This window comes from Roseovarius halophilus (ex Wu et al. 2025) (assembly GCF_047086965.1).
The window spans coordinates 1-14,109 of the sequence record NZ_JBKOTX010000151.1; the positions used below are offsets into that span (position 1 = coordinate 1).

Annotated in this window: 19 protein-coding genes; 15 read left to right on the forward strand and 4 right to left on the reverse strand. The window is 67.7% G+C overall.

All coding sequences use genetic code 11. The features are described from left to right. The 4 genes from ACH107_RS23440 to glmU all read right to left on the reverse strand — a co-directional run. On the reverse strand, positions 1-829 hold an 829-nt coding region (locus tag ACH107_RS23440; RefSeq protein ID WP_412507901.1), incomplete at its 3' end, for a DHH family phosphoesterase. 34 nt (positions 830-863) lie between these two features. Then, positions 864-1,517 carry a nucleoside/nucleotide kinase family protein gene (locus tag ACH107_RS23445; protein WP_310691897.1) on the reverse strand — a complete coding sequence of 218 codons (654 nt, stop codon included), beginning with the start codon at positions 1,515-1,517 and terminating at the stop codon, positions 864-866. A 4-nt stretch (positions 1,518-1,521) separates the two neighbouring features. After that, positions 1,522-3,339, reverse strand: coding sequence for a glutamine--fructose-6-phosphate transaminase (isomerizing) (gene glmS, locus ACH107_RS23450; protein WP_412507902.1), 1,818 nt, complete (start codon positions 3,337-3,339; stop codon positions 1,522-1,524). Next, positions 3,339-4,694 carry a bifunctional UDP-N-acetylglucosamine diphosphorylase/glucosamine-1-phosphate N-acetyltransferase GlmU gene (gene glmU, locus ACH107_RS23455; protein ID WP_412507903.1) on the reverse strand — a complete coding sequence of 452 codons (1,356 nt, stop codon included), beginning with the start codon at positions 4,692-4,694 and terminating at the stop codon, positions 3,339-3,341. The genes glmS and glmU overlap by 1 nt, the downstream gene beginning before the upstream one ends. A 118-nt stretch (positions 4,695-4,812) precedes the next feature. Here glmU and ACH107_RS23460 point away from each other — a divergent pair, with 118 nt between their 5' ends. The 15 genes from ACH107_RS23460 to ACH107_RS23530 all read left to right on the forward strand — a co-directional run. Then, on the forward strand, positions 4,813-5,478 hold the full coding sequence (locus ACH107_RS23460; RefSeq protein WP_412507904.1) for an HAD-IA family hydrolase: 666 nt from the start codon (positions 4,813-4,815) through the stop codon (positions 5,476-5,478). A 127-nt stretch (positions 5,479-5,605) separates the two neighbouring features. Beyond that, positions 5,606-5,878: a hypothetical protein gene (locus ACH107_RS23465; protein WP_412507905.1), complete on the forward strand. Its 273-nt coding sequence runs from the start codon at positions 5,606-5,608 to the stop codon at positions 5,876-5,878. 123 nt (positions 5,879-6,001) lie between these two features. Next, complete coding sequence (locus tag ACH107_RS23470) at positions 6,002-7,207, forward strand: DegT/DnrJ/EryC1/StrS family aminotransferase (protein ID WP_412507907.1); 1,206 nt, start codon at positions 6,002-6,004, stop codon at positions 7,205-7,207. After that, positions 7,204-7,608: a hypothetical protein gene (locus ACH107_RS23475; RefSeq protein ID WP_412507908.1), complete on the forward strand. Its 405-nt coding sequence runs from the start codon at positions 7,204-7,206 to the stop codon at positions 7,606-7,608. The genes ACH107_RS23470 and ACH107_RS23475 overlap by 4 nt, the downstream gene beginning before the upstream one ends. Before the next feature lie 211 nt (positions 7,609-7,819). Next, positions 7,820-8,020, forward strand: a complete 201-nt coding sequence (locus ACH107_RS23480; RefSeq protein ID WP_310691890.1) for a carboxyl transferase domain-containing protein — start codon at positions 7,820-7,822, stop codon at positions 8,018-8,020. Positions 8,021-8,040: 20 nt separating this feature from the next. Beyond that, complete coding sequence (locus ACH107_RS23485; protein WP_412507910.1) at positions 8,041-8,529, forward strand: thermonuclease family protein; 489 nt, start codon at positions 8,041-8,043, stop codon at positions 8,527-8,529. Further along, positions 8,526-9,029: a hypothetical protein gene (locus ACH107_RS23490; RefSeq protein ID WP_412507912.1), complete on the forward strand. Its 504-nt coding sequence runs from the start codon at positions 8,526-8,528 to the stop codon at positions 9,027-9,029. The genes ACH107_RS23485 and ACH107_RS23490 overlap by 4 nt, the downstream gene beginning before the upstream one ends. Before the next feature lie 214 nt (positions 9,030-9,243). Next, complete coding sequence (locus ACH107_RS23495; RefSeq protein ID WP_310691886.1) at positions 9,244-9,609, forward strand: NADH-quinone oxidoreductase subunit A; 366 nt, start codon at positions 9,244-9,246, stop codon at positions 9,607-9,609. Next, entirely contained in the window at positions 9,600-10,217 is a 618-nt protein-coding gene (locus ACH107_RS23500) for an NADH-quinone oxidoreductase subunit B family protein (RefSeq protein WP_310691885.1), read from the forward strand. The genes ACH107_RS23495 and ACH107_RS23500 overlap by 10 nt, the downstream gene beginning before the upstream one ends. A gap of 11 nt (positions 10,218-10,228) precedes the next feature. Further along, positions 10,229-10,840, forward strand: a complete 612-nt coding sequence (locus ACH107_RS23505; RefSeq protein WP_412507913.1) for an NADH-quinone oxidoreductase subunit C — start codon at positions 10,229-10,231, stop codon at positions 10,838-10,840. Next, on the forward strand, positions 10,837-11,040 hold the full coding sequence (locus ACH107_RS23510) for a hypothetical protein (protein WP_310691883.1): 204 nt from the start codon (positions 10,837-10,839) through the stop codon (positions 11,038-11,040). Before ACH107_RS23505 ends, ACH107_RS23510 begins: the two co-directional genes overlap by 4 nt. Then, positions 11,040-12,260, forward strand: coding sequence for an NADH-quinone oxidoreductase subunit D (locus ACH107_RS23515; RefSeq protein WP_310691882.1), 1,221 nt, complete (start codon positions 11,040-11,042; stop codon positions 12,258-12,260). The genes ACH107_RS23510 and ACH107_RS23515 overlap by 1 nt, the downstream gene beginning before the upstream one ends. After that, positions 12,257-12,535: a hypothetical protein gene (locus ACH107_RS23520; protein WP_310691881.1), complete on the forward strand. Its 279-nt coding sequence runs from the start codon at positions 12,257-12,259 to the stop codon at positions 12,533-12,535. Before ACH107_RS23515 ends, ACH107_RS23520 begins: the two co-directional genes overlap by 4 nt. 32 nt (positions 12,536-12,567) lie before the next feature. After that, on the forward strand, positions 12,568-13,671 hold the full coding sequence (locus tag ACH107_RS23525) for an NADH-quinone oxidoreductase subunit E (RefSeq protein ID WP_412507915.1): 1,104 nt from the start codon (positions 12,568-12,570) through the stop codon (positions 13,669-13,671). 173 nt (positions 13,672-13,844) lie between these two features. Next, positions 13,845-14,109 (forward strand): hypothetical protein (locus tag ACH107_RS23530; protein ID WP_412507916.1); only part of this gene is annotated, 265 nt, incomplete at its 3' end.

Genomic DNA, 14,109 nt, shown 5'->3' on the forward strand with positions numbered 1-14,109 from the left:
GCCGGGCCATGACCGTCAGCCCCTGGCGCACGAAGGCTCGGTTGACGCCCTGCAGGGGCGCCACGTCGGCCACGGTGGCCAGCGCCACCAGATCCAGCAGCGCCATGAGATCGGGGCCGCTCTGCCCGGCGGCGCGGCGCTGGCGGGTCACGTCGACCAGCAGCAGGAAGACCACGGCGGCCGCGCAAAGGTGCCCCAGCCCGCCATCCTCGTCCTGCCGGTTGGGGTTCACCACGGCCAGCGCGGGGGGCGGGGTCTCGCCGCCCAGGTGATGATCGAGCACCAGCACATCCGCGCCCTCGGCCGCGGCGATGGCGTCATGGGACAGGGTGCCGCAATCGACGCAGATAATCAGGTCGTGGGCGCGGGCGAGCGCCTGCATGGCGGGCACGTTGGGGCCATAACCCTCGTCGATGCGGTCAGGCACATAGAGCGTCGCCCCAAGCCCGAGATCGCGCAGCCAGCACAGCAACAGCGCCGCCGACGCGCCGCCATCCACGTCGTAGTCGGCGAAGATGGCGATGCGCTCGCCCGTGTCGAGGGCCTGCACCAGCCGCGCCGCGGCCTTTTCCATGTCGCGCAGGCCGCGCGGATCAGGCAGCAGATCGCGCAACGTTGGGGCGAGAAAGGCCGCGGCCTCAGCCGCCGCTACCCCGCGTGCCACCAGGATTCGGCACAGTGGCAGGGGCAGGGCGGTTTCCTGAGAAAGGCCCTGGGCGAGGCGGTCGGCCTCGACGCCCGGGCCGACCCAGCGCCGCCCGGTCAGCGACGCCGTGACCCCGAGAAACGCCCCGGCCGAATCATCTGCAATATCTGGTGTCATGGTCATTTCCCGCCACCATATGCGGTCAGGCCCCGAGTCGCTATGGCCCCTCGGCCAATGGGCCCTGCGGGGTCAGCACGATATCGGCGTGCAGGGCCTGGGCCACGACGGCCTCGGCATTGGGAATGTCGTTCGCCTCGGCGCGGCGGGTGGCGGCGACGCGGGTATGGCCAAGCTTGAGCCAGCGCTGGATCAGCCGCGCACGCAGGTCTTCCAGGGGCACGTCCAGCCGCACCGAAAGCGACCAGATCGGCGCGAGGTTGAACCAGGGGGCGGCGTCGAACAGCAGATAATTGCCCTCGACCAGAACCACCTCGGCCTCGGCGGGGATGACCTGGGCGCCGGCGATGGCCAGGTCCCGGTTGCGGTCGAAGACCGGGGCGATGACTTCGGTGCGCTCGCGCAGGCGCTGCACAAGGTGCAGGAACCCGGCGCTGTCGAAGGTCTCGGGCGCGCCCTTGCGCCCCAGCAGGCCCCGCTCGCTCAGCACCGCGTTGTCGAGGTGGAAGCCGTCCATGGGCACCACCCGCGTGGCGCATTTCTGCGCATTCAGCCGCCGGGCCAGTTCCTCGGCCAGGGTGGACTTGCCGCTGCCCGGCGCCCCGGCGATGGCCACCAGCAGGCGGCGGCCGTCGCCGCGCATGGCATGGACGCGCTCGGCCAGCAGGTTGATCTGGGGGGTCAGGTCGGGCATGGCATCATTCCACGGTAACAGATTTGGCGAGGTTGCGCGGCTGGTCCACGTCGGTGCCGCGCGCCACGGCGGTGAAATAGGCCAGTTGCTGGGCCGGCACCGCATAGAGGATGGGCGCGATCAGGGACTCCGCGGCGGGCAGGATCAGGGTATCCCAGACCCCGTCGCCGGCGATCTCGGCGCCCTCGCGGTCGGTGATCAACAGCACCTTGCCGCCGCGGGCCATGACCTCCTGCATGTTGGAGATGGTCTTGTCGAAAAGCGCGTCGCGGGGCGCCATGACGATGACGGGCACAGTCTTGTCCACCAGCGCGATGGGGCCGTGCTTGAGTTCGCCTGATGCATAAGCTTCGGCATGTATGTAGCTGATTTCCTTAAGCTTCAACGCGCCTTCCTGGGCCAGGGCATACATCGGCCCGCGCCCAAGGAACAGGATGTCGCGTGCCTCGGCCAGTTGGCGGGCCAGGTGCTGCGTCTTCTCTTCCTGGCCCAGGGCGATGTTCATCAGCCCCGGCAGCCCGCGCAGGTCGGCGATCCGCGCCGCCAGCCCGGCCGTGTCGAAGCGCCCCTTGTCCTGCGCCGCCTTGAGGGCCAGCGCGGCGAGCACCGTCAGCTGGCAGGTGAAGGCCTTGGTCGAGGCGACGCCGATCTCGGCCCCGGCCAGGATCGGCAGGGCCAGGTCGCTTTCCCGGGCGATCGAGCTTTCGGCGACATTCACGATCGAGACGATGCGGTCGGCCTTGCCCGCGCAATAGCGCAGCGCGGCGAGGGTATCGGCGGTCTCGCCCGACTGGCTGACGAAAAGCGCCACGGTCCCGGCGCCGACGGGCGGCTCGCGATAGCGGAACTCCGAGGCCACGTCGACCTCGACCGGGATGCCGGCCAGTTGCTCGACCCAGTATTTGGCCGTCAGGCAGGCCAGGTAGGCGGTGCCGCAGGCGACCATGGTCAGACGTTGGACGCCGGTGAAATCGAGGCCCGGCTCGGGCAGGGTGATGGCGTCGTCGTCTAGGTAATAGTTCAGCGCCGAGGTCAGTACGGTGGGCTGCTCGGCGATTTCCTTGGCCATGAAGTGCCTGTGCCCGCCCTTGTCGACCAGCGCGGCATCGCGCTGGATCGTCTTGACGGGGCGGTTGGCCAGGTGTCCGGCGCTGTCGCGCACCTCCAGACTGTCGCGGGTGAGAACCGCGAGGTCGCCTTCTTCGAGATAGGTGATCCGGTCGGTCATGGGCGCCAGGGCAATGGCGTCGGAGCCCACGAACATCTCGCCCTCGCCGTGGCCGATGGCCAGCGGGCTGCCCTTGCGCGCGGCGATCAGCAAATCCTCGTCCCCCTCGAAGAGAAAGCACAGCGCATAGGCGCCTTCCAGCCGTGCGATCGTGGCCTCGGCGGCGGCGCGCGGGTCCATCCCCTGATCAAGGTGGTGCCGGGTCAGCAGCGCCACCGTCTCGGTGTCGGTCTCGGTCTCGTGGTCGATGCCGATCCCGCCCAGCTCGCTGCGCAGGGTGCGGAAATTCTCGATGATGCCATTGTGGACCACAGCGACACGCCCGGCGCCATGGGGGTGGGTGTTGGTCAGGGTTGGGGCGCCATGGGTGGCCCAGCGGGTATGGCCGATCCCGGATTTGCCTGTGAGCGGATCATGCACCAGCAGGTCTTGCAGGTTGACCAGCTTGCCCACGGCCCGGCGCCGGTCTAGCGTGCCGCGATCCACGGTCGCGATCCCGGCGCTGTCATAGCCGCGGTATTCCAGCCGCTGGAGGGCGTCCACGAGGATCGGTGCCGCTTCGTGCTTGCCCAGCACACCTACAATTCCACACATTATTCGTGATCCCTATCGCGTTTGGCCTTTTGGGACTTTAACTTTTCGAACATCCGGCGCGCGAGGCCCGGTTTGTTGACCTGCCGTGCGCGGCCCAGGGCCAGCGCCCCCTCGGGCACATCCTGGGTGACCACCGTGCCGGAGGCGGTCATGGACTCGTCGCCCAGCGTGACCGGCGCGACCAGCATGGTGTCCGAGCCGAGGAAGACGTTGCGCCCCACGGTCGTGCGGTGCTTGAAGACCCCGTCGTAATTGCAGGTCACCGTGCCCGCGCCGACGTTGGTGTTCTCGCCCAGGTCGGCATCACCGATGTAGGAAAGGTGGTTCACCTTGGCGCCGGCATGGATTTGCGCATTCTTGATCTCGACGAAATTGCCGATGCGGGTGTCCTCGGCCAGTTCCGCCCCGGGGCGCAGCCTTGCATAGGGGCCGACCACCGCGCCACGGGCGACATGGCAGCCTTCCAGGTGGCTGAAGGCGCGGATACTGGCGCCGTTCTCGATGGTCACGTTGGGGCCGAAGACCACGTTGGGTTCGATCACGGTGTCGGGGCCGATCAGGGTGTCAAAGCTCAGGTGCACGGTCTCGGGGGCCAGCAGGGTCGCGCCCGCCTCGATCAGGTCGGCACGGGCCCGGTCCTGGTAGATGGCATTGGCGCGGACCAGCGCGGCGCGGGAATCGACGCCCAGGGTCTCGGCCTCGTCGCAGGTCACGACTGTTGCCGCCAGCCCGCGCGCCCGCGCCAGCCCGACCACGTCGGTCAGGTAGTATTCGCCGCTGGCATTGTCGTTTCCGACCGCCTCGAGCAGCGAGAACAGCCGGCCCGCATCGGCGGCAATGACCCCGGAGTTGCACAGGGTGATGGCCCTGTCCTGCGCGTCTGCGTCCTTGAATTCGACAATTGCCTCAAGGGATTGGCCGGACATCTTCAAGCGGCCATAGCGGCCTGCATCGGCGGCCTCGAAGCCCAGGACGACCAGATCATGGGTGGCACGGGCCGCCTGCATGGCGGCTAGCGTCTCGGGCTGGATGAAGGGGGTGTCGCCATAAAGCACGATCACGTCGCCCTCGAAATCCGCCAGGGCCGCGCGGCACTGATCGACGGCGTGGCCGGTGCCCAGCTGCTCGTCCTGATGGGCCAGTTCCACCGCCGGGTCCCAGGCGCGGGCGGCTGCCGCGACGGCCTCGGCGCCATGGCCGGTGACGACGATGGTGCGCGCGGGGTCGATCGCCGCGCCCGCGCGCAGGGCATGGACCAGCATCGGCGCACCGGCGACTTCGTGCAGGACCTTGGGAAGGTCCGATTTCATCCGCGTGCCCTTGCCCGCGGCCAGAACAACCAGTGCCGTCGCCATGCTGCCCACCTCTTTGACCTCAGGCCCCTTCTACCGGCCACAGTCAGCTTGGCAAGCCGGGGGGCTTCACATCGCGTGTCGGCAGGTTACAGAGGGCGAAACCCTGCCGGAGCCGCCCATGACCCGCACAGTGATATTCGACCTCGACGGCACCCTGGCCGACACCAGCGGCGACATGGTGGCCGCGGCCAATGCCTGTTTCCGCGATCTCGGTCTGGGCGATCCGCTGGACCCGGTGGCGGATGCCGCCACGGCGATGCGCGGCGGGCGGGCCATGCTGGCGCTGGGGTTCACCCGCAGCGGCGGCCACGACTCCGAGGCGGTCGACCAACAGTATCCGCGCTTTCTGGCCCATTACGGCGCGGCGCTGGACGTGCACTCGCGGCTGTTCCCCGGCGTGGCCGGGGCCGTCGAGGCGCTGCGCGGTGCCGATTGCCGGGTGGGGGTCTGCACAAACAAGCCCGAGGCCCTGGCCGACCGGCTGCTGACAAGCCTGCGCGTGCGGCACCTGTTCGCCTCGCTCGTCGGGGCCGATACGCTGGCCACGCGCAAACCCGATGCGGCCCCCTACTTGGCGGCCGTGCAACGGGCCGGGGGCCAGCCCGCGCGCTCGGTCCTGATCGGGGATACGCTGACCGACCGCGAGACGGCCCGCGCGGCCGGGGTGCCGGTGATCCTCGTGACCTTCGGCCCCCATGGCGAGTCGGTGCGCGGGATGGGCGCGCAGGGGCTGATCGATGGGTACGACGCGCTCGGGGGCGAGGTGCTGCGGTTGATCGGGTGATCTGTTGTCCGCCCTGCGGGCCGCGCCGGTTGACCTGGGCACGCCGCTGCGAAAAACGGCTTGGCGGCTGGACCTCATGCGGCGCAGGATTAGGTGGATTATCGGTCAAGAGGGAGAGTTGAGACCCATGAATCAAGAGATCAGCCGACAAGAGTGGCAGGCCGCCGAAAAGGCGCGTCAAAAAGAGGTCTTCGAGCGCGCGATGTCCGAGCGTGCGCGGACCGAGCGCAAGCGCGAGGCCTCGGGCCAAGCCATCATGGCCGGGGCCTATTCGCTATATCCCGCCAGCCAGGGCAAGGGCGTCATGGGGCGCATGGTCGCCTGGGCGCAGGTCGGCTGCGTCGCCTTTGCGGGCTTCGCGCCGAATTACCTGGTGTGGCGCCTGCTGCTGTCGGGCTGAGCCGGGACAGGGCGGTCTTGGCTTTCCACAGTCGTTGCGATTTGCTAGCGCCGGCGACGGAGCCGTGACGCGCCTGCCCGTCACGGAAAACGCGCGCACAGCGCGCTGGCGTGGAAAGGCGACATGGAAGAAGTCTTCGAAGGCACCTTCACCCAGCAAGAGCCGATCCCCGAGGCGGGGATCGCCGCCGCTGTCGAGGTCATGCGCCGCGGGCGTCTACACCGCTATAACACCACGCCGGGCGAGGTGGCCGAGGTCGCCCTGCTGGAAGAGGAATTCGCCGCCTCGGTCGGTGCGGACTTCTGCCTGGCCGTCGCCTCGGGCGGCTACGCGCTGGCCACGGCCCTGCGGGCCTGCGGGGTCGGGCCGGGCGACAGGGTTTTGACCAATGCCTTCACGCTGGCCCCGGTGCCCGGGGCCATCGCCAGTGTCGGCGCGCAGCCGGTTTTCGTGGGCGTCACCGAGGGGCTGGTCATCGACCTTGACGACCTCGCGACCAAGGCCGGTCAGGCGGATGTGCTGATGCTGTCGCACATGCGCGGGCATATCTGCGACATGGACCGGCTGGTGGCCCTGTGCGCGGCCCATGGCCTGACCCTGATCGAGGATTGCGCGCATACCATGGGGGCGTCGTGGAATGGCCGGCCCACAGGCCGCTGGGGGCGCATGGGCTGCTTCTCGACACAGACCTACAAGCACATCAACTCGGGCGAGGGCGGGCTGCTGGTCTCGGATGATGCCGAGGCCATGGCCCGGGCGATCCTGCTGTCGGGGTCCTACATGCTGTTCGAGCGGCACCGCGCGGCCCCGCCCGCCGCGGCCTTCGCGCAGATCAAGTATGACACGCCCAATGTCTCGGGCCGGATGGACAACCTGCGCGCGGCGATCCTGCGCCCGCAACTGGCCGATCTGCAGCGGCAATGCGCCCGCTGGAACGCGCTTTATGCGGTGCTGGACGCGGGCCTGGCCGAAACCCCCGGCCTGACCCGGATCGACCGGCCCGGGGCCGAGCACTTCGTCGCCTCGTCCTACCAGGCCCTGTTGCTGGACTGGCCGGGGGCCGCCATCGAAGAGGTTCTGGCCCGCTGTGCCCGCCGCGGGGTGGAACTCAAGTGGTTCGGGGCCGCCGAACCCCATGGCTTTACCAGCCGCTACGACAGCTGGCGCTATGCCCCCGCCGAGCCCATGCCGCAAAGCGACCGGGTGCTGCGCGGCATCCTGGACATGCGCCTGCCGTTGACCTTCACCCCCGACGACTGCGCCCAGATCGCCCGGATCATCCGCGCCGAGGTGGGCGCTGTCTGGCAACGTGGCGTCGCCGCCCAGTGACAGGGGCCGAGGCCCAGGTGGCGCTGCGCCGGGCGCTGGCACGGCTGGGGCAGCCCGATCCCGGGATATCGGTTCCCGAGCCGCTGGAGGCCCCCGAGGACTGGCTCTTCGAGACGCTCTGCGCGCTTACCCGGACCATGGCGCAGGAGGCCGAGGCCACGACGCGGCAGACCTGGCCCCGCCGCTTCGGGAAACACCGCCCCACCATCGACGACGACTACAGCCGCCGGACCTGGATCGAGGCGCACGAACGGCTCATGGCCCATCTGCGCCAGGACTGGGGCGCGCGGCTGCATCACCACTACAAGGAGATGCTGGCGCGCTACCCGCTGACGCCACAGGAACGCGCCAATGCCCGGCGCCTTGGTCTGTCGACCTTCGGCCTGACGGCAGATGATTGACGCCGATCCCGCATCGGCGTTGAAATGACCGGATGTTCAAGAAAACCCGCAGCGCGCGAGGCCCCGGCATGTTCACCGCATCACTTGACTTCGAGCCGGGCGAGGATGTGGGCGCGCGGACCACGGCCGAGGCCGGGGCGACCCTTCCCAACCCCAAAGACCTCTTACCTGACCATACCCATTCCGGCGCATCGTCTACGCCCAGCCGAAGATGAGCGCCGCGGGCCTCCCTCAGATCGCCGCCGTCAAGGGCAGTAACACTGCCGGCGGGGCCGATGTGTCCGCCCTGGCCGATGTCTCGATTATCGTGCACGATCAGAGCACCGTCTCCCTGGCAGGGCCGTCGCGGCTGCGACGGGCGGTGCGCAACCTCGGGCCGACGGGCGGCCGCGCCGGCGTGGTCCGGATGTAATGGTCCTGCGGCGCAATCTCATGCCGCGGATGCGCGGCTGTCGTGGCCCGGGGCGGACCCGGCAGCCGGTGGGCCGGATCGCGGCGTTGGTCCTCTTGAGCGTCACGGCCCCGGTCGCGGCCGACTATGTGATCGGTTGGGCGAAGGCGTCGGACGACTGCCGATTCGTGCGGGTGATCGACGGTGACACCGTCGCCATGGCCTGCGCCGAGGCGCCGCAGACCCGCCTGCGGCTCGCCGATATCGACACGCCGGAACTGCGCGGGGCCTGCTGGCAGGAACGGCTCTTGGCGCTGCACGCCAGCCTGACCCTGCGCTGGCAGCTCTACCGTGCGGGCCGCATCGAGGTGGCGCTCTCGGGCCGGACCGACCGCTATGGCCGCGCGCTGGGCGGCCTTTTGACGGATGGCGTGCCGGTCTCGGAGGCGCTGCTCGACGCTGGCCTCGCGCGGCCCTATGTGCCAAGCGACATCGCCTGGTGCGACCAGCTGACAGGAGCTGCTTCATGACTGACCCCAAAACGACCCAGGACAAAAAGGCCGGGAACGCGAACCCGGGCGACGAAAGGCCCGACGCCTATTCCGGTATTCCCTGGGTCCATGTGGACCCGGCAATCGCCCGCGCCCATCCCAAGGGCCAGTTGACCCCGGCGTTGCAGGCGATCTCTGCCTACCTCGTGGCGGTGGGCCTGCTCAAGCTGTGGCTTTTCACCGGGGCGGGCCATGCGCCGGGTGTGATCCTGCTGGGCGGGGTGCTGCCGATGCTGGCGGGGCTGGGTCTGTGGCTGCGGCTGCCCTGGGCGGTGGTGATCGCCTTGCTGATGGCGGGCTTCAACCTCTATGCCTTCGTGCGCAACGTCGGCGCCGATCCCGACCTGCTGTTGCTGTTCGACGGGGTCGTGTCCGTGGGCATCATCTTCTACCTGATCGAGGGCGACCGGCCGAATTTCATCTATCGCCACCGCTACCGGAAATACTCGGTGCTGGATGCCGACCGGGGCGATGGCTAGGCGTTCCGGGACGTGATCAACCCGTGGCGCGGGAAAGCGCCGCATGGCCGCGGCGGCCCGACCCGGCGGCGCAGGCCCCGACGGTCACGGTAAACTTTACCCGGTTTCACCGGTGATGGCGTTGACCACCCCCCGTCACAGGGATAGATGAGAGACAATCCAAGCGGGCCATGGCCAAGCGTGCCGGCCTTGCATCGCCGAAGGGAGCTGCTGCGTGGAAGAGTTTCTCAGGGAATACCTGCCTATCGTCGTCTTCCTGGGCCTGGCCATAGGCCTTGGTCTTGTCCTGATCCTGGCCGCCGTGGTGCTGGCCGTGCGCAACCCCGACCCGGAAAAGGTCAGCGCCTACGAATGCGGCTTCAACGCCTTCGACGATGCGCGCATGAAGTTCGACGTCCGGTTCTACCTGGTGTCGATCCTCTTCATCATCTTCGATCTGGAGGTGGCGTTCCTGTTTCCCTGGGCCGTGGCCTTCGCGGATATCAGCATGGCGGCTTTCTGGTCGATGATGCTGTTCCTGGTCGTGTTGACGGTGGGCTTTGCCTACGAATGGAAGAAAGGGGCCCTAGAATGGGAGTGACCGACGACAAGCCGCTCGTGACTCAGGTGCAGGGGGACGGCCAGCAGGAGGCGCGCGTGAAATCCGCGCCCTCGGTCAAGGCCCCCTATGACGCCGAGACGCTCGGTGCCGACACGGATGTCGCGACGCAGGATCTGAACAAGCAGTTGCAGGACAAGGGGTTCCTGGTGGCCTCGTCCGAGGACCTGATCAATTGGGCGCGCACCGGCTCGCTGCACTGGATGACCTTCGGGCTGGCCTGCTGCGCGGTCGAAATGATGCACTCCTCGATGCCACGCTACGACGCCGAGCGCTTCGGGATCGCCCCGCGCGCCTCGCCGCGCCAGTCCGACGTCATGATCGTGGCCGGCACCCTGACCAACAAAATGGCCCCGGCCCTGCGTAAGGTTTACGACCAGATGCCCGAGCCGCGCTATGTCATCTCGATGGGGTCCTGCGCCAACGGCGGGGGCTATTATCACTACAGCTATTCCGTGGTGCGCGGCTGCGACCGCGTGGTGCCCGTCGACATCTACGTGCCCGGCTGCCCGCCCACGGCCGAGGCGCTGCTTTACGGCATCCTGCAACTGGCCCGCAAAATCCGCCGCACCGGCACAATCACCCGCTAAAGGCGCCCCCTATGACCGAAGCCCTCAAGGATCTTGGCACCCATATCGAGCTCAAGCGCAAGGACTGCGTGCTCGGCTGGGAGATCACCCGCGACGAGCTGACGGTGGACGTGGCCCCGGCGAACATCACCGGCTTTGTCGAGTTCCTCAAGACCGACGCGACCTGCAAGTTCTCGACGCTGATCGACATCACCGCGGTGGACCATCCCGGCCGGGCCAAGCGGTTTGACGTGGTCTATCACTTCCTGTCGATGTACCAGAACCAGCGGGTTCGCCTGCGCATGGCCATCCACGAAGAGGACGTTGTCGCCTCGATCACCGATGTGCACCCCTCGGCCAACTGGTTCGAGCGCGAGGTCTTCGACATGTTCGGCATCCTCTTTTCGGGCCACCCGGATCTGCGCCGCATCTTGACCGACTACGGCTTTCGCGGGCATCCCCTGCGCAAGGATTTCCCGACCACCGGCTACACGGAAGTGCGCTATGACGAGGTCGAAAAGCGCGTCGTCTACGAGCCGGTCAACCTGGTGCAGGAATACCGGCAGTTCGATTTCATGTCGCCCTGGGAGGGTGCGGAGTACGTGCTGCCCGGCGATGAAAAATCCGAGGAGTCCGCGAAATGATGGGGTTCTATGGCATGGGTGGCGGTGGCATCCTGATGATGGTCGTTATCGGGGCCCTGGTCGTGGTGCCCTTCTGGCGCTTGCTGCCCCGTTTCGGCATCCCCAACTGGGTCGCGATCCTCGCGATATTCCCTCTGGCGGCGCTGATCCTGCTCTGGGTCATGGCCTTCAAGGACCAGATTGACGAAAGGCGCGCGTGATGGACGGCACCAAAGGCTTTGAAGACGCCCAGACGGGCGAACAGCAGATCCGCAATTTCAACATCAACTTCGGACCTCAGCACCCGGCGGCGCACGGCGTTTTGCGCATGGTGCTGGAGCTTGACGGCGAGATCGTCGAGCGTGTGGACCCCCACATCGGCTTGCTGCATCGCGGCACCGAGAAGCTGATGGAAAGCCGCACCTACCTTCAGAACCTGCCCTATTTCGACCGGCTCGACTACGTCGGCACGATGAACCAGGAACACGCTTGGTGCCTGGCCATCGAAAAGCTGACCGGCGTCGAGATTCCGCGCCGGGCCAGCCTGATCCGCGTGCTCTACTGCGAGATCGGCCGCATCCTGAACCATTTGCTGAACGTGACGACTCAAGCGCTGGACGTCGGCGCCCTGACCCCGCCGCTGTGGGGCTTCGAGGCGCGCGAAGATCTGATGATCTTCTACGAACGGGCCTGCGGCGCACGGCTTCACGCGGCCTATTTCCGCCCCGGTGGCGTCCATCAGGACCTGCCGCCCAAGCTGATCGACGATATCGACGCCTGGGCCGAAAACTTTCCCAAGGTGGTGGACGACATCAGCGAGTTGCTGACGGAAAACCGCATCTTCAAGCAGCGCAACGTGGATATTGGCATCGTCTCGGAACAGGACATCCAGGACTGGGCCTATTCCGGTGTCATGGTGCGCGGTTCGGGCCTGGCCTGGGATCTGCGCCGCGCCCAGCCCTACGAATGCTACGACGAGTTCGACTTTCAGATTCCGGTGGGCAAGAACGGCGACTGCTACGATCGCTATCTGTGCCGCATGGAAGAGATGCGCCAGTCGGCCCATATCATGCGCCAGGCCTGCGCCAAGCTGCGCGCGCCGGAAAACCAGGGCGACGTGCTGACCCGCGGCAAGCTGACCCCGCCGGTGCGCTCCGAGATGAAGACCTCGATGGAGGCGCTGATCCATCACTTCAAGCTTTATACCGAAGGGTTCCGGGTGCCCGAAGGGCATGTCTATGCCAGTGTCGAGGCGCCCAAGGGCGAGTTCGGCGTCTACCTGGTGTCGGATGGCACCAACAAGCCCTACCGCGCCAAGATCCGCGCGCCCGGCTATGCGCATCTGCAATCCATGGATCACCTCGGAACGGGCTACCAGCTGGCCGATGTCTCGGCGATCCTCGGCTCGCTCGACATCGTCTTCGGCGAGGTCGACAGATGATCCGCGCTGCCGCCGCCATGGTCCTGATGGCCGCCGCGCCCGTCTTCGCGCAGGAAGCCGACCGCGAGGCCGACCCGGAGGATGTGGCGGCCATGACCCGCGCCATCGAAGCGGCCGGCTGTCTCGTCACCGTCGAGAACGACGACGCCGTGATGGAGGCCTCGGGCCTGTCGCCCGAAGACGTGAACGCGGTGATCACCCAGCTCTACGTCTCCGACGTGCTGATCCTTCAGGAAGACGGCACCGCCAAACTGACGAACGAGGCCTGCCCGTAGCGGGTGGCCCAGCCAGGAAAGACACCAAGACAATGCTCCGTCGTCCGCACCACGAACAGCCCGATAGCTTTGCCTTCACGCCCGCCAACCAGGACTGGGCCGAGGCGCAGATCACCAAGTATCCCGAGGGCCGCCAGGCCAGCGCGATCATCCCGCTGCTGTGGCGCGCCCAGGAGCAAGAGGGCTGGTTGTCCCGCCCGGCCATCGAATATGTGGCCGAGATGCTCGACATGGCCCATATCCGGGCGCTCGAAGTGGCCTCGTTCTACTTCATGTTCCAGCTCAAGCCCGTGGGCAGCGTCGCCAACATCCAGATCTGCGGCACCACGTCCTGCATGATCTGCGGCGCCGAGGACCTTGTCGGCGTCTGCCGCGACAAGATCGCCGACAAGCCGCACACCCTGTCCGAGGATGGCCGCTTTTCCTGGGAAGAGGTCGAGTGCCTGGGCGCCTGCGCCAATGCGCCCATGGCCCAGATCGGCAAGGACTACTATGAGGACCTGACCGCCGAGCGCCTCTCCGAAATCCTTGACGCGCTTGCCGCCGGCAAGGTGCCGACGCCCGGCCCGCAGACCGGCCGCTTCGCCTCCGAGCCGCTCAAGGGCCTGACATCGCTGACGGACTTCGAGTCGGGTGCCTATGGGCACAACGCCAGCGTGGACCTGGCCCTGGCGCAGGAGGACACGATCAAGCGGATCGACGGCACCGAGGTGCCGCTCTTCACGCCCTGGCTGAACGATGGCGGCGTGGACCGCGCCGCGTCCGACACCAAGGCCGAGCTGACAACTGGCCCCGCCGATCGTACCGGTGTCACCAAGCAAGAGGCCCGCGCCGCGACCCCGGCCAAGCCGGATTCCAAGTCGGTGCCGGCCGGGCAGCAGGCCGATGCGGTCGCCGAATCCGCGCCCGAGACGCTCGACGCGCCGCGCGGGGGCAGTGCCGACGATCTCAAGAAGATCACCGGTGTCGGCCCCAAGCTCGAGGCGACGCTCAACGACCTGGGCTTCTGGCATTACGACCAGATCGCCGCCTGGGGCCCGGCCGAAATCGCCTGGGTCGATGCCCGCCTCAGGTTCAAGGGCCGGATCGAGCGCGACGACTGGGTCACACAGGCCCGCAGACTCGCCAAAAAATAAGGCGCTGCCCGGCCCTGCGTGGCGCGAATGCCAGCATCGTCCCGGTCGCCGGGTCAAGGCCCTTATCAAAACGGGCTGCAGTGCCTAGTCTGTCGTCAAGGTGGGCGGCCAGCCGGCCGACCACGCGCAGGGCCCGGCTGACGGGCTGGCACGACAGGGAAAGGTATTGAACAATGACCCAACGACCAAACGGATCGATTTTCGCGCTTGCCGTGGCGGTGCCCTGCGGCCTCGTGGCCGCTGCGATTGCCCTGTGGGCAATGTCCGCCGGTGGCTTCCTGGCGCTTGTGGCCGGCGCCGTTGTCGGCGGCATCGTCTTTTGGCTGCTCGCCCGCGGTGACGCGACGATTGCGCATGGGACAGCACCGCCGGACTCGGCCGCGCAGGCGGACACGGTGCCCGACGCCCCCGAGCCGGGCGCGGCCGCGGCTACGCCCG

Bases quoted from the DNA above. Each gene is read 5' to 3' on its own strand.
- glmS (WP_412507902.1), bottom strand. From the start codon at position 3,339: ATGTGTGGAATTGTAGGTGTGCTGGGCAAGCACGAAGCGGCACCGATC.
- ACH107_RS23480 (WP_310691890.1), top strand. From the start codon at position 7,820: ATGAGCGCCGCGGGCCTCCCTCAGATCGCCGCCGTCAAGGGCAGTAAC.
- ACH107_RS23460 (WP_412507904.1), top strand. From the start codon at position 4,813: ATGACCCGCACAGTGATATTCGACCTCGACGGCACCCTGGCCGACACC.
- ACH107_RS23490 (WP_412507912.1), top strand. From the start codon at position 8,526: ATGACTGACCCCAAAACGACCCAGGACAAAAAGGCCGGGAACGCGAAC.
- ACH107_RS23500 (WP_310691885.1), top strand. From the start codon at position 9,600: ATGGGAGTGACCGACGACAAGCCGCTCGTGACTCAGGTGCAGGGGGAC.
- ACH107_RS23525 (WP_412507915.1), top strand. From the start codon at position 12,568: ATGCTCCGTCGTCCGCACCACGAACAGCCCGATAGCTTTGCCTTCACG.
- glmU (WP_412507903.1), bottom strand. From the start codon at position 4,694: ATGGCGACGGCACTGGTTGTTCTGGCCGCGGGCAAGGGCACGCGGATG.
- ACH107_RS23515 (WP_310691882.1), top strand. From the start codon at position 11,040: ATGGACGGCACCAAAGGCTTTGAAGACGCCCAGACGGGCGAACAGCAG.
- ACH107_RS23520 (WP_310691881.1), top strand. From the start codon at position 12,257: ATGATCCGCGCTGCCGCCGCCATGGTCCTGATGGCCGCCGCGCCCGTC.
- ACH107_RS23510 (WP_310691883.1), top strand. From the start codon at position 10,837: ATGATGGGGTTCTATGGCATGGGTGGCGGTGGCATCCTGATGATGGTC.
- ACH107_RS23470 (WP_412507907.1), top strand. From the start codon at position 6,002: ATGGAAGAAGTCTTCGAAGGCACCTTCACCCAGCAAGAGCCGATCCCC.
- ACH107_RS23445 (WP_310691897.1), bottom strand. From the start codon at position 1,517: ATGCCCGACCTGACCCCCCAGATCAACCTGCTGGCCGAGCGCGTCCAT.
- ACH107_RS23505 (WP_412507913.1), top strand. From the start codon at position 10,229: ATGACCGAAGCCCTCAAGGATCTTGGCACCCATATCGAGCTCAAGCGC.
- ACH107_RS23485 (WP_412507910.1), top strand. From the start codon at position 8,041: ATGCCGCGGATGCGCGGCTGTCGTGGCCCGGGGCGGACCCGGCAGCCG.
- ACH107_RS23465 (WP_412507905.1), top strand. From the start codon at position 5,606: ATGAATCAAGAGATCAGCCGACAAGAGTGGCAGGCCGCCGAAAAGGCG.